Origin of the sequence: Advenella sp. EE-W14 (assembly GCF_012923605.1) — a bacterium.
In the GTDB taxonomy this organism is placed as follows: domain Bacteria; phylum Pseudomonadota; class Gammaproteobacteria; order Burkholderiales; family Burkholderiaceae_B; genus Advenella; species Advenella alkanexedens.
In genome coordinates, this window is sequence record NZ_JAAVNG010000009.1 from 244,202 (window position 1) to 257,720 (window position 13,519).

At 48.2% G+C, this 13,519-nt stretch carries 12 protein-coding genes; 4 read left to right on the forward strand and 8 right to left on the reverse strand.

All coding sequences use genetic code 11. From position 1 onward, the window contains the following. The first annotated feature begins 14 nt into the window (after nucleotides 1-14). Nucleotides 15-1,502 carry a tripartite tricarboxylate transporter permease gene (locus tag HCX92_RS08440; RefSeq protein ID WP_169294504.1) on the forward strand — a complete coding sequence of 496 codons (1,488 nt, stop codon included), beginning with the start codon at nucleotides 15-17 and terminating at the stop codon, nucleotides 1,500-1,502. Between the two features lie 19 nt (nucleotides 1,503-1,521). Here the strand turns inward: HCX92_RS08440 and HCX92_RS08445 are convergent, their stop codons facing one another. Then, the gene (locus HCX92_RS08445) at nucleotides 1,522-2,004 is read right to left on the reverse strand and encodes an Lrp/AsnC family transcriptional regulator (protein WP_169294505.1); all 483 of its coding nucleotides are present in this window, start codon (nucleotides 2,002-2,004) and stop codon (nucleotides 1,522-1,524) included. Between the two features lie 148 nt (nucleotides 2,005-2,152). Between HCX92_RS08445 and mdeB the strand changes: the two genes are divergently transcribed. Next, nucleotides 2,153-4,816, forward strand: a complete 2,664-nt coding sequence (gene mdeB, locus HCX92_RS08450) for an alpha-ketoglutarate dehydrogenase (protein ID WP_169294506.1) — start codon at nucleotides 2,153-2,155, stop codon at nucleotides 4,814-4,816. 67 nt (nucleotides 4,817-4,883) lie between these two features. Here the strand turns inward: mdeB and ahpF are convergent, their stop codons facing one another. The 5 genes from ahpF to HCX92_RS08475 form a co-directional block, all read right to left on the reverse strand. Then, complete coding sequence (ahpF, locus tag HCX92_RS08455) at nucleotides 4,884-6,470, reverse strand: alkyl hydroperoxide reductase subunit F (protein WP_169294507.1); 1,587 nt, start codon at nucleotides 6,468-6,470, stop codon at nucleotides 4,884-4,886. Between the two features lie 122 nt (nucleotides 6,471-6,592). Continuing rightward, complete coding sequence (gene ahpC / locus HCX92_RS08460; protein ID WP_169294508.1) at nucleotides 6,593-7,156, reverse strand: alkyl hydroperoxide reductase subunit C; 564 nt, start codon at nucleotides 7,154-7,156, stop codon at nucleotides 6,593-6,595. Between the two features lie 161 nt (nucleotides 7,157-7,317). Next, nucleotides 7,318-8,724 (reverse strand): ATP-binding protein, encoded by a 1,407-nt coding sequence (locus HCX92_RS08465; RefSeq protein ID WP_169294509.1) that lies wholly within the window; start codon nucleotides 8,722-8,724, stop codon nucleotides 7,318-7,320. A gap of 6 nt (nucleotides 8,725-8,730) precedes the next feature. Next, entirely contained in the window at nucleotides 8,731-9,384 is a 654-nt protein-coding gene (locus HCX92_RS08470) for a response regulator transcription factor (RefSeq protein ID WP_169294510.1), read from the reverse strand. After that, on the reverse strand, nucleotides 9,384-9,776 hold the full coding sequence (locus tag HCX92_RS08475) for a PepSY domain-containing protein (RefSeq protein ID WP_169294511.1): 393 nt from the start codon (nucleotides 9,774-9,776) through the stop codon (nucleotides 9,384-9,386). Before HCX92_RS08475 ends, HCX92_RS08470 begins: the two co-directional genes overlap by 1 nt. Before the next feature lie 157 nt (nucleotides 9,777-9,933). On the opposite strand from HCX92_RS08475, the gene HCX92_RS08480 reads away from it, so the two are divergent. Next, nucleotides 9,934-10,242 carry a PepSY domain-containing protein gene (locus tag HCX92_RS08480; RefSeq protein ID WP_169294512.1) on the forward strand — a complete coding sequence of 103 codons (309 nt, stop codon included), beginning with the start codon at nucleotides 9,934-9,936 and terminating at the stop codon, nucleotides 10,240-10,242. 56 nt (nucleotides 10,243-10,298) lie between these two features. Further along, on the forward strand, nucleotides 10,299-11,621 hold the full coding sequence (locus tag HCX92_RS08485; RefSeq protein ID WP_169294513.1) for a ferric reductase-like transmembrane domain-containing protein: 1,323 nt from the start codon (nucleotides 10,299-10,301) through the stop codon (nucleotides 11,619-11,621). Nucleotides 11,622-11,713: 92 nt separating this feature from the next. Here the strand turns inward: HCX92_RS08485 and HCX92_RS08490 are convergent, their stop codons facing one another. Both HCX92_RS08490 and nadC read right to left on the reverse strand, forming a co-directional pair. After that, nucleotides 11,714-12,439, reverse strand: a complete 726-nt coding sequence (locus tag HCX92_RS08490) for a glutamine amidotransferase (RefSeq protein WP_169294514.1) — start codon at nucleotides 12,437-12,439, stop codon at nucleotides 11,714-11,716. Between the two features lie 24 nt (nucleotides 12,440-12,463). Beyond that, the gene (gene nadC / locus HCX92_RS08495; protein WP_169294515.1) at nucleotides 12,464-13,333 is read right to left on the reverse strand and encodes a carboxylating nicotinate-nucleotide diphosphorylase; all 870 of its coding nucleotides are present in this window, start codon (nucleotides 13,331-13,333) and stop codon (nucleotides 12,464-12,466) included. Between the last annotated feature and the right edge of the window lie 186 nt (nucleotides 13,334-13,519).

Below are 13,519 nucleotides of genomic sequence, written 5' to 3' on the forward strand. Positions count from 1 at the left end.
AATTCAAGTTAAATATGGATACACTGGGTTTACTGCTTCATGGGTTTGACGTTGCCCTTACCCCTACCAATCTGTTTTGGGCACTGGTAGGTTCCACACTGGGCACTGCCATTGGTATTTTACCTGGCATTGGCCCTGCCCTTACCATCGCCCTGCTTTTACCGGTTACGGTTTCCGTTGGACCGGTTTCTGCCTTCATTATGTTTGCGGGTGTTCTTTATGGAGCCATGTATGGCGGGTCCACGACCTCTATTTTAATTAATACCCCCGGTGAAGCCGGCTCCATGATGACTGCCCTGGAAGGTAACAAAATGGCCCGGGCAGGAAGAGGTGCCGCTGCACTGGCTACCGCAGCCATAGGGTCTTTTGTCGCAGGCACACTCGCTACGATTGCGCTAACTTTTGCGGCCCCTTATGTTGCGGAACTGGCTTTTTATTTCAAGCCTGCCGATTATTTTGCCTTGACTATTCTGGCGTTTACTTCAGTTGCTGTCGTCATGGGCAGCTCCCGGGTTCGTGGTTTTATTTCCCTGTTTATTGGACTGGCCTTTGGAGTCATCGGTATTGACAATATGACCGGTCAACCCCGTATGACTTTAGGGTTTGCGGATTTGCTGGATGGTATGGAGTTGACTGTTGTTCTTGTCTCCCTGTTCGCAGTGGGTGAAATCATTTACGTGGCCAGTCGCTATAAAAACCAGAAAGATGAAATCATTTCCGTCAAGGGCGGAATGTGGATGAGCAAATCCGACTGGAAACGCTCTTTCATGCCATGGATTCGTGGCAGTGTAATTGGTTTCCCAATGGGTGCGATACCAGGTGGCGGATCTGAAATACCCACCATGCTTTCTTATACTCTTGAAAAAAACCTCTCCAAGCACAAAGATGAATTTGGCAAGGGTGCTATTGAAGGTGTCGCAGGCCCGGAAGCGGCCAATAATGCGGCAGCAGCGGGTATTCTGGTACCTCTGCTCACGCTGGGTTTGCCAACCTCTGCCACCGCCGCAATATTGCTGGCAGCCTTCCAGAATTTTGGCTTGCAACCCGGGCCTTTTTTGTTTACCAGCAATCCCGAACTTATTTGGGGGCTAATTGCCTCGCTGTATATTGGCAACGTTATGTTGCTGGTGCTTAACCTGCCACTCATTGGGATTTGGGTCAAACTCCTGCTCATTCCAAAACCACAGTTATATGCCGGCATTCTCGTTTTTGCCATGATTGGCATTTGGGGGGTCTCAGGCTCGGTTTTTGACCTGGCATGCATGGCCTTGATCGGTTTAATGGGTTATGCCATGAGGGTGTATGATTTTCCCATCCCTCCCCTGTTAATTGGCTTGATTCTGGGACCTATGGCAGAAAACCAGCTGCGTACCGCACTGGCTGCCGGACAGGGAAATCCGGCAGTCTTGGTAGAGAGTCCAATGTCTATCATTTTCCTGACCCTCTCTTTCCTGTTCCTGTTTGTACCCTTCCTGCTTAAACGCCTGCGCAAGGTTGCCTGAAAATAGCCAAGCCTCTTCCTTAAGCAGTTTTATTCTGTATCCGGGTCAGGGGCAAGGCTGTTTTATACAAAACCTGCTTAAGCGCAAAGCTTGAACGGATCTTGTCAATACCCGGTATTGGGGTTAACTGCTCCAGGATGAATCTTTCCAGTGCCCCAATATTGGTAACCGCCACCCTGATCAGATAATCAGAGTCGCCAGTCATTAAATAACATTCCATGACTTCATCGTGCTCGGAAATTCGTTGCTCGAAATCCGCAAGTGCCTGTTTGTCCTGGGATTTCAGACTGATAGAAATAAAAACATTCAGATCCAGTCCCAGTGTCGAAGGATTGGCCAGGGCCACGTAACGGGAAATAATACCGTTTTCTTCCAGCGCCTTGACACGTGACAGACAAGGTGAAGGCGATAAATGCACTCGCCTTGACAACTCCACATTACTTAAAGAGCCGTCTTTTTGAAGTTCATCCAAAATTCTAAGGTCTACCAAATCCAGTTTCATAAAATGCTGCCATAAATAATATTTACAGTATTTTATGCTGAAATTGCTATTTTTACTCAAAAAATTCAGCATCTCATTTTTGGGTATTTTAATTAGAATATCAAGCAGGATATTTAAAATAAATGGCTAATAAAAAGGAGGGAATCGTATGAATGCCCCATTACCCAAACCTATTGAGACAATGATGAAGACCCTTTTGCAAACAGATATTGATCCGCAAGAGACCCAGGAATGGAAAGACTCATTGCATTCACTGGTCGCCACCCATGGCCGTGAACGGGCCGCATTTATCCTGGATGAATTGTCTGTATTAGCCCAACAATTAAAAATAAGCTGGCAACAGAAAACGGCTCCCGTGAATAGTTGTTCCTACGTAAATACCATTTCTCTTGATCAACAACCTGCTTATCCCGGCAATATCAAGATAGAAGAAAAACTGGGTGCCTTGATACGCTGGAATGCACTGGCCATGGTGGTCAGGGCTAATAGCGCCTATGGTGAATTGGGGGGGCATATTGCCAGTTACGCCAGTGCTGCCGATTTGTTTGAGGTGGGTTTCAACCACTTTTTCAGGGCCCGTGAAAACTCAGAAAACGGCCATAAGGGAGATCTGGTATTTTTCCAGCCTCACAGTGCTCCTGGAGTTTATGCCCGCGCCTTTCTTGAAAACCGCCTGACTGAAAAGGACTTAAGCTTTTTTAGGCAAGAGTTGCGTGCCAACCGTGAAGGTGCACAAGGCTTATGCAGCTACCCTCACCCGTATCTGATGCCTGATTTCTGGCAATTTCCCACCGGATCTATGGGAATTGGTCCCATCAGTTCCATTTACCAGGCCCGTTTCATGCATTATCTGACACATCGTCAGTTGCAAAACTGCGAAAACCGCAAAGTATGGGGCATTTTTGGTGACGGCGAAATGGATGAACCCGAATCCATGAGCGCACTGACATTGGCTGCCCGTGAAAAACTGGACAACCTGGTTTGGGTCGTCAACTGCAATTTACAACGTCTTGATGGCCCGGTTAGGGGAAATGGACAAGTCATCAAAGAACTGGAACGCCTGTTTACCGGTGCCGGATGGAATGTCATTAAAGTGCTATGGGGCAGCGACTGGGACCCTCTGTTTGCCAAAAACCTGACGGGTGCCTTGACAAAAGCTCTTGGCGAAACCGTTGACGGACAAATGCAAACCTTTGCCGCTAACGATGGTGCCTTTAACCGTGAGCATTTTTTTGGGCAAAATGAAGCACTTCAACGGTTGGTTGAAGGTATGAGCGACGAACAAATCGACAAGCTCCGTCGCGGTGGTCATGATATAGTCAAAATTTACGCGGCATACGCGGCTGCCGTCAATCATAAGGGACAGCCCACGGTTATTCTGGCCCATACCAAAAAAGGTTATGGCATGGGCAATGCAGGCCAGGGGAAAATGACCACCCATTCACAGAAAAAACTCGGGGACACCGAGTTGCTTGCCTTCAGGGATCGTTTCAATTTGCCGTTAAGCGATGAACAAACCCTTAACCTGGATTTTTACCGACCCGATGAAAACAGCGAAGAAATACGTTATTTACATGCACAGCGTCAAAAACTGGGGGGTTATTTACCCAAGCGCTATACCGATACACCAACACGCCAGGCTTCACCGGTAGAACAATGGGCCGGTTTTGCCTTGCAGGCCGAAAATAAAAACATGTCCACCACCATGGCTTTTGTACGCATGCTAGGCAACCTCCTGAAAGATAATGAAATCGGCCAGCGCATTGTTCCCATTGTGGCTGATGAAGCACGTACTTTTGGCATGGCCAACCTGTTCAAACAGGTCGGCATATACTCCAGTGTAGGCCAGCAATATGAACCCGAAGACATTGGCTCTATCCTGAGTTACCGTGAAGCGCTTGATGGGCAAATTCTGGAAGAAGGCATTAGTGAAGCAGGGGCCATTTCCAGTTGGGTCGCTGCAGCAACCAGTTATAGCGTCCATGGTACACCCATACTCCCCTTTTATATTTATTATTCCATGTTCGGTTTCCAGCGTATTGGGGATTTGATCTGGGCGGCAGCCGACCAGCGCCCGCGTGGTTTCCTGATTGGTGCCACCTCGGGCAAAACCACTCTTGGCGGCGAGGGTTTGCAGCACCAGGATGGTTCCAGTCATATCTGGTCTGCCACCATTCCCAATTGCAAATCTTATGACCCGGCTTTTGCGGGTGAACTGGCCGTTATTATTGAACAGGGCACGAAGGAAATGATGACGGAGCAAAAAGATGTGTTTTATTACATTACCGTCATGAATGAAAACTATCCGCAACCTTCACTGAAACCCGGGATGCGTAAAAATGTCCTTAAAGGTGCTTATCATTTCAGGCACTACCCGGCACAGTCAGTATCTGGAACGCAAGAAAAGAATGCCGTCACACTGCTGGGTTCCGGTGCCATTCTTACCGAAGTCCTGGCTGCCGCCGGGGAATTGTCCTCACAAGGCATTGCATGCGATGTTTTCAGTGTTACCAGTTGGACCGAGCTGGCCCGTGACGGCCAACGCAGCGAACATTCAAGCAATTCTTCCGACCAGCCAGCAATGCCTTTTATTGAAGAACAATTGCAAAACAGTAAAGGGCCAATTATTGCCGCCAGCGATTACGTCAGGATGCTGCCCGAATCAATCCGTGCTTATGTACCGGCAGGACGCAAATACATCACCCTCGGTACGGACGGATTTGGCCGAAGCGATACCCGCGCTGAATTACGTCAACATTTTGGCGTCAACGCACAGGCTATTGTTCAAATGGCACTTAAACAACTGGCTTGATAAAAAATATAAAAAATGGCACGTATTTTTACGTGCCATTTCAAACTACCTTCTGAATAAGCTGCAACTAGGCTGCAACACCCTCGGAATTGGTTTCTTCCTCGGTCACTGAAGTACGAATGATGTGATCAAAAGCACTCAAAGAAGCTTTTGCACCTTCGCCAATTGCAATCACAATCTGCTTGTAGGGAACCGTGGTTACATCACCGGCGGCAAACACCCCGGGAACCGATGTCTGGCCTTTGGCATCAATCTCGATTTCACCGTGCTTGCTTAAATTAACAGTACCTTTGAGCCATTCTGTATTGGGTACCAGACCAATCTGGATAAATACGCCTTCCAGATCGATTTTATGGATAGTTTCGGTTGTGCGGTCTTTATAAGACAAGCCATTTACCTTGTTGCCATCACCATGAATCTCGGTGGTTTGGGCAGACACAATGATATCAACGTTAGGCAAGCTGCGCAGTTTACGTTGCAATACATCATCGGCACGCAACAGGTCTCCGAACTCAATCAATGTCACATGGGCTACGACACCGGCCAGGTCGATTGCCGCCTCTACACCCGAGTTACCGCCACCAATAACGGCAACCCGTTTACCTTTAAACAATGGACCATCACAGTGCGGGCAGTAAGCAACACCCTTGGTACGATATTCCTGTTCACCGGGAACATTGATGTTGCGCCAACGGGCACCAGTCGCCAGAATAACGGTTTTACTTTTCAGTACGGCACCATTTTCCATCCTGACGGAAATTTCCTTATCGCCAGGAATCAGTTCTTCGGCACGCTGCAGGTTCATGATATCCACATCATAGGCACGTACGTGCTCTTCAAGCTGGGCGGCAAAACGGGGGCCTTCGGTTTCTTTGACAGAAATAAAGTTTTCGATAGACATGGTATCCAATACCTGACCACCAAAACGCTCTGCGGCCACACCGGTGCGAATGCCTTTACGGGCGGCATAAATCGCAGCGGCAGCACCAGCAGGACCGCCACCAATCACCAATACATCAAAAGGATCCTTGGCATTGAGCTCTTCGGCCTTGCGGCTGCCTGCATTGGTATCCAGTTTGGCCAAAATTTCCTCTACACTGGATCGACCTTGACCAAATGGCTCACCATTCAGGAACATGGTGGGTACTGACATGATCTGGCGACTATCGACTTCATCCTGGAACAAGGCGCCATCAATGGCAACGTGCTTGATCCGCGGGTTGATGATTGACATGACGTTTAATGCCTGGACAACGTCAGGACAGTTTTGGCATGACAATGAGAAATAGGTTTCAAACTTATAATCGCCATCGAGATTACGGATCTGTTCAATGACGGACTCATCCAGTTTGATCGGATGCCCACCGACCTGCAACAGGGCAAGTACGAGTGAAGTGAATTCATGGCCCATCGGAATACCGGCAAACTGAACGCTGATATCGGTTCCGGGGCGATTAATGGTAAAAGATGGCTTGCGTGAGTCAGTACCTTGTTCATTCAAAGTAACACGGTCTGAAACAGAAGCGATTTCCTGCAATAACTCTTTCAGTTCCTTCGATTTAGCGCCATCATCCAGTGAAGCAACAATTTCGATAGGCTGTGAAACCATTGCAAGGTAAGTTTTTAATTGTGATTTGATATTTGCATCTAACATGATGATGAACTCTCCGGATCTTGATTTATTTAGCTTTGGGGGATAAGGTTCGGGCAAAACCCGAACCTGGCAACCTGAAATAAATTCAGGTTGCAATTATGACTGACTGAATTGACAGTTAATTAGATTTTGCCAACCAGATCCAGTGAAGGAGTCAATGTAGCAGCACCTTCTTCCCATTTGGCTGGGCAAACTTCACCTGGGTGAGCGGCAACATACTGGGCAGCTTTAACTTTACGCAGCAGTTCAGAAGCATCACGGCCAATACCGTTGTCGTGCACTTCCATCACTTTGATTTGACCTTCTGGACTAATAACGAATGTACCACGCAGAGCAACACCCTCTTCAGCAATCAGAACTTCAAAGTTGTTGGCCAATACGTGGGTTGGGTCACCAATCATTGGGTATTTAACTTTAGAAATCGCGTCAGAAGTGTCGTGCCATGCTTTGTGTGAGAAGTGAGTATCGGTTGATACTGCGTAAACTTCCACGCCCAGTTTTTGGAACTCGTCATAGTGATCAGCCAAGTCTTCCAGTTCTGTTGGGCAAACAAATGTAAAGTCAGCAGGGTAGAACACAACAACAGACCATTTGCCTTTCAGGCTGTCCTGGTTAACGTCAATGAATTTGCCGTTGTGGTAAGCCGTTGCGCTGAAAGGTTTGATTTCTGTATTGATTAATGACATTTCTTTCTTCCTTTATTTGTTGGTTAGAAAACTTAATATGTGACCAGTATAGCCCGATACAGTTAATATGTATAATTTATTGTTTTTATAAGCATGTTTAGTTTTAACTATAGCGGATATCCCAGTCACATAGTTATACTATATCAGAACATTATTGCAATTTAATGTTTTAACCCCAGACTGGCGGCGGGTAATCTTAATACTACCCGCAACCCACCAAAAGGAGAAGAAGCCGTCACGACAGCCCCTTGATACAAATCAGTCAAATCACGAACGATATCCAGTCCCAATCCGGTGCCCGGTTTTTTTTCATCCGCCCTGATCCCTCTTTGGAAAATCAGGTCTTTTTGGTTTTCCGGCAACCCTTCCCCATCATCATCAACCGTGATGACAATGTCATTCCGGACCTGTGCCACGGTTACGCTAATGGCATGACTGGCCCATTTGCAGGCATTATCCAGTACATTACCAAGCATTTCCTGAAAATCCTGCTCTTCACCCCTGAAGGCACAATGATCTTCCTGCAAAAGCAAACGGATATCCAGATTGCGCTCTGCGTACAAGCGTTGCATCACCCTGATAAGGGCTTCCAGCGATTTCTTTACCGGTGTGCGGCTGGTGCTGGCCTGCATGGCAGCGGCAGCCCTGGCTCTGGCCAGATGATAATTAACCTGTCGCTGTGCCATGGCAACCTGTTCCTGGACCAGGGCAGAAAAGGACGTTTGTTCTTTGGCTGCTGCATTGGATAAAATGGCCAATGGGGTTTTGACGGCATGCGCAAGATTACCGGCCTGCGTTCTTGCCCTTTCAATCACCTTGGCATTCACATCCAGAACCTGGTTAAAATCATTAACCAGAGGTTCGAGCTCTGCGGGAAAATCACCTTCAATATGCGACGTTTTTCCTTCATGAACATCAGCCAGGCTTTTCCTGAGTCGGCCAAAGGGACGCAACCCCAAAATAACCTGTATCGTCACCGCCACCATAAGACCGATAGCCAATATGGTTAATGCCAATATCAACATATTGCGAAACCGCTCGACAGGCAAGGCGACAATATCGTGGTTAACAGCCACCACCAGCCGCAAGGGATATGGGGACTCTTCTTCCGGTTGAATAATTCTGCCCACAGCGTCCAGTACAGTGCCATCGGCATCAGTGATTGTAAAATCCTGCAGTGCCGTACTGGTATTGCCAATGTTCGAGGTGGGCAACACATTGTCCCAAAGTGAACGGGAACGCAACAGCCCTGTGGTTGCCGTCCGCCCTTGCCCATCCTGCTGGTCTATTTGCCAGTAAAGGCCCGATAAGGGCTGATCAAAGCGTGCATCGCTAAGTGCATGTGGAACACTGACTTTGCCATCGGGATCAACCGCTACAAAAGACAGCAGCTGGTTAAGATGCAGGGTCAGCTCTGCCCTTACCTGCTGCATCATATGTTGCTTGAACAGGCTATTTAGCCCCCAACCGGCAACGATAATGGTTAACAAAACCCAGGCCAATGTGCCCGCCAGCAGACGAAACCTGAGCGATGACCAGAACGACAAGGCGGTTTTACGTGGCATCATGATTTTCTAGACCAGTCGATACCCCATTCCTCGCACCGTTTCTATGGTACCCGCAGGCAGCTTCTTGCGCAGGCGTGCAATAAAAACCTCGATGGTATTTGAATCACGATCGGCATCCTGGGCATAAATATGTTCGGTCAGGATGGAACGGGAAATCACTTCCGCGGGATGATGCATAAAATACTCCAGCACCTTGAATTCATGACTCGTCAGGGCAAGTGGCACGCCATCGACACTGACCCTGGCATTACGCGTATCCATTTCAATGGGGCCATTTTTAAGAATGGCATTGGCATGGCCACTGGTACGCCGTAACAAGGCCCTGACTCTTGCCAGCAGCTCTTCCATATGAAAAGGCTTGGTCACATAGTCATCAGCCCCGGCATCAATACCCATGACCTTTTCATGCCAGTTATCCCGTGCGGTTAAGATTAGGACGGGCATGGCAAGTCCGGCCTCACGCCATTTTTTCAACACGGAAATACCATCCATCAATGGCAAACCAAGGTCAAGAATGGCCAGATCAAATGTTTCCACCTCTCCCATGAACCAGGCATCTTTTCCGTTCATGGCCACATCCACCACATACCCGGCATTCTCCAGTGTTTCTTGCAATTGCAAGGACAAGGTCGGCTCATCTTCCACAACCAGTATGCGCATTAGTCGTTTTCCTGTCTGTTTTTATACACTTTTTTGCCTTTTTTCTTCAAAATCGAACCGTTTTCGGCATCAATCACCAATTTAAGCATTTGACCCGAGTCCTGGACCAACTTAATTTCATAAAGCCAGCGGCTTTTACCTTTATCATCGCTGTCGTCATCGTCGTCATCATCATGGTCATCCTCATGCTCAAATTCGATCTTGACCACCTGCCCGCCAAATTCTTTTTCCACTTTTTCAAGCACTGTACGCAAAGGCATGATTTTGCCCTCTGCCAAGAGCTGTCGGGCCCGTTCATGATCATCGGAGTCCGCATAAGCATGCGCGGAAAACAATAGGGTACAAGCCAGCAGGCCACCCAGCACTCCGTTATAAAACCTCGTTCCTTTCATGGTGTCTCCTGCATTTGAGCTCATTAATCATCAAATTCTTTATATCACAGGAAAGATGAACGGAACATGAACAAATCCTTCAGATCCTATTCATTTATCTCCATGCATAATGCGTTCATGATCAATACCGATCATATCGAAACTACGGAGAATGACCATGAAAACAACTCGTTTATTAACTGCCCTTACCCTTGGTTCCAGCCTGATTTTTTCTGGCGCTGCCCTGAATACCGCTCTGGCTCAAACCACAACAGCTCAAGTGCAGACCGCCCCCGCCCAGTCACGTTTGAATATCAAACAGATTTACGACAAGGTGGAAGCGGCCGGCTATACAAATATCACCGAAATCGATCTGGATGATAACGTTTATGAGGTCAAGGCACGGAACCAGGAGAATCAACGCGTGGAACTCAAGCTTGATCCAAAAACCGGAGAGATCATCAAAACCAAAACAAAAAACAAATAACGATTGATGAAATTGATGAATCCCTGTCCTGAACAATCAGCGTAAAGGTGGCGCGCATGAAAACACGGCTTATTTTCTTTATATCACTTATCACCCTGGCCTGGGGGTATGATGTATTTTACCTGAACCCGCTCCGGCAGGGAGCCTTGCCGTGGTTGATTCAAAGACAGGGGCTTTATTTAAGCGGCCTGTGGGCGATTGCACTCATGTCGCTGGTCATGGTGCTTTCCATTCGTCCGGCCTGGCTTGAAAAGCCACTGGGCGGCATGGATAAGATGTACCAACTGCACAAATGGGCAGGCATTCTGGGCATTTGTGCGGCCGGCCTGCACTGGTTGCTGGATATGTCCAGCGACCTGCTCAAGTCCTGGGTTGGCACAACAGGACGCCCCCCAAAGGGCGACCTGACCGAGTTTGCCGCCATGTTCCGTTCTTTTGCCAAAGACAGTGGTGAATTGATTATTTATGCCCTGCTTATCATGCTGGTGCTCACCCTGTGGAAAAAATTCCCTTACAAATTCTGGCGTTATGTCCATAAAGTGATGCCGGTTTTCTTTCTGTTACTGGTCTTTCACACAATCGTGCTTGCACCAGCCAGCTACTGGGTACAACCCATCGGCATCCTGCTTGTTATCCTGTTTGTACCCGCCTGTATTGCCAGCATCATTTCCCTGGCCGGTTTAATCGGCAAACCACGTCAATCAGAGGGCACCATTGAGTCCATTCGGGTTCATGATGAAGACATGACGGAAATCACCTGCAAAATGAATGCCTCCTGGAAGACGCACCATGCGGGACAATTTGCCTTTTTGACTTTTGATCGACACGAAGGTGCACACCCTTTTACCATCTCCAGTGCACCCGGGAATGACGGACGTATCAGTTTTCAGATTAAGGCACTGGGTGACTATACCCGTCACTTATCCAGAAAGATCAAGATTGGTCAAAAAATCAAGGCGGAAGGTCCATACGGTTGCTTTGACCTGAGCCATCTGGATGCCAGCTCGCACCATACCATGATTGCCGGTGGTATTGGCATCACCCCGTTTCTTTCATGGCTGGAAGCATCTCAGAAATCGCCGGACACCACACCTTCAGCTGACTTGCATTATTGCTTGCGTAATGCGCAAAAAGATCCCTTCATTGAACGTATCCGGCAACTTTGCGAGACACTGCCTTCTGTCAGGTTGCATGTGCATGAAAGTGAAAAAGGAAATTACTTCAATGCAGAAAAACTGGCTCTTGCACTGGCGCAAAAAGATCGTACCGCAATCTGGTTTTGTGGTCCAACCAGCCTGGCTGACAATATTAAATCAAACCTGAAGAAATGGTGGCATGGCAAATTCACTTTCCATCAGGAGGCCTTTGAAATGCGTTAAAGCAGCTTACAACCCCAAAAAAGCCGTCCGGTTTGGGCGGCTTTTTTGGCATTTCAGGCATTATTCAAAAACAGCATGGAACACTCGCATAATCAAACAGCCTGGCACACAAACTGCAAGAGTATATTTCTGGCGGAAACGGTATCAACAACCGCATCAAGCAAAGAGGTTTTGTTTTCAGGTGATAAAGACTTGTTATTTCCGGCAATAACATGTCGCATCAATTCCTCCATAAATTCGGGGTGGAACTGTACCGACAAGGCATTTTTTGCATAACGAATGATCTGGTGGGAATCATGCTCGGACGAGCCCAAAACAACAGCACCGGATGGCACTTGCAGCACACTTTGCCAATGGGTTAAATGAGCCTGGAACTGCTGCGGGAAACTGCTGAAAAACGGATCTGCCTGTCCTGCAGGATTAAGGCTGACAGGCCTGCAGCCGATTTCGGGGCCATCAGGGTGATAGTCAACCACCCCACCCAAGGCATGGGCCATAAGCTGATGACCATAACATACACCCAGCAAGGGCCGCTCTTGCGCAATGACCTGTCTTACCCATTCAGCAGTGCGCTCACTCCAGTCAAGCCGGTCAGTCACCATGGACCAGGAACCGGTAATAACCGCCACATCAAAATCCCCCGGTTCCGGAAGTGTCTCACCCAAATCGGGCCGGGTAACACGAAGATCCAACGACAAGGGGTTGGGCCCCCTGGACAGTGCCGACTGAAACCATTGGTACTGATCACCATAAACAGTATGAACCGCTTCAGGTGGAATCCCCATCTGAATCACTTGGAGCACAATTTGATCGGACATGATGCACATACTTCCTTTTAAGCTTTATTCAACCGCATCAAGTCCGAAATCAAAAACAGAAACGCTATGGGTAATCCAGCCAACAGCGATCAGATCAACACCGGTTTGGGCAATCGCAGGCGCCGTTTGCGCATTGATTCTGCCTGAAGCTTCCGTAACGGCACGTCCATCAACCATGGCAACCGCTTTTTTCAGCATGTCGGTATCCATGTTGTCAAGAAGGATGACATCAACTCCCAATTCCAGCGCTTCGGCCAATTGCGCCAGGGTATCCACCTCCAGCTCAATCTGCACCATATGTCCAACATTGGCGCGCGCCCTCAAGACAGCTTCACGCAGGCTGCCTGCCACGGCAATATGATTGTCCTTGATTAAGACGGCATCATCCAGGCCAAAGCGATGATTGCTGCCACCACCAACCCGTACCGCGTATTTTTGCAAGGCTCGCAAGCCTGGCAGGGTTTTACGGGTACAGGTGACCTTGGTACCATATTCGCGAATGGCATCGGCAATGGAAGCGGTTGCCGTTGCTACCCCGCTTAAATGCCCCAGAAAATTAAGGGCTGTACGCTCGGCGCTTAAAATGGCTCCAGCCGGGCCTGAAATACTGGCAACAAGATCACCGGGATTCAAGCGGGCACCATCGCTACGGGAAATACTGACCTTGATATTCTCATCCAGCAACTCAAACGCCAGGCAAGCAAGCTCAAGGCCGGCCAAAACGCCCGTTTGACGAGCCACCAGATTCATGGTTGTTTGGGTTTGTGGCGGGATAATACTGCTGCTGGTTAAATCACCCGCCCTGCCAAGATCTTCCAACAAGGCCATGCGAACAACAGGTTCCAGCATTACTTTTGGCAAGGGAGGGACACGGACTGAATGGGCAATACTCATTTTTAGCGCTTTACAATTATCATGGGTTCAAAAAAACCATTATATGCCCATCCGGACTTTATGGATTACATTTGCACCCAGTGCTGCAAATCCGGCATTCACCCAAGCTGCCTACCTGTTGCATAAGACGGATTTTGATATTTTCTTGATATTTAATTGATATTTGATTGACAGCATAAACACTAC

What these genes read in the sequence shown, in the direction of transcription:
- HCX92_RS08440 (WP_169294504.1), top strand. Translation starts at nt 15, where the DNA reads ATGGATACACTGGGTTTACTGCTTCATGGGTTTGACGTTGCCCTTACC.
- ahpC (WP_169294508.1), bottom strand. Translation starts at nt 7,156, where the DNA reads ATGTCATTAATCAATACAGAAATCAAACCTTTCAGCGCAACGGCTTAC.
- HCX92_RS08490 (WP_169294514.1), bottom strand. Translation starts at nt 12,439, where the DNA reads ATGTCCGATCAAATTGTGCTCCAAGTGATTCAGATGGGGATTCCACCT.
- nadC (WP_169294515.1), bottom strand. Translation starts at nt 13,333, where the DNA reads ATGAGTATTGCCCATTCAGTCCGTGTCCCTCCCTTGCCAAAAGTAATG.
- HCX92_RS08445 (WP_169294505.1), bottom strand. Translation starts at nt 2,004, where the DNA reads ATGAAACTGGATTTGGTAGACCTTAGAATTTTGGATGAACTTCAAAAA.
- mdeB (WP_169294506.1), top strand. Translation starts at nt 2,153, where the DNA reads ATGAATGCCCCATTACCCAAACCTATTGAGACAATGATGAAGACCCTT.
- HCX92_RS08465 (WP_169294509.1), bottom strand. Translation starts at nt 8,724, where the DNA reads ATGATGCCACGTAAAACCGCCTTGTCGTTCTGGTCATCGCTCAGGTTT.
- HCX92_RS08480 (WP_169294512.1), top strand. Translation starts at nt 9,934, where the DNA reads ATGAAAACAACTCGTTTATTAACTGCCCTTACCCTTGGTTCCAGCCTG.
- HCX92_RS08475 (WP_169294511.1), bottom strand. Translation starts at nt 9,776, where the DNA reads ATGAAAGGAACGAGGTTTTATAACGGAGTGCTGGGTGGCCTGCTGGCT.
- ahpF (WP_169294507.1), bottom strand. Translation starts at nt 6,470, where the DNA reads ATGTTAGATGCAAATATCAAATCACAATTAAAAACTTACCTTGCAATG.
- HCX92_RS08470 (WP_169294510.1), bottom strand. Translation starts at nt 9,384, where the DNA reads ATGCGCATACTGGTTGTGGAAGATGAGCCGACCTTGTCCTTGCAATTG.
- HCX92_RS08485 (WP_169294513.1), top strand. Translation starts at nt 10,299, where the DNA reads ATGAAAACACGGCTTATTTTCTTTATATCACTTATCACCCTGGCCTGG.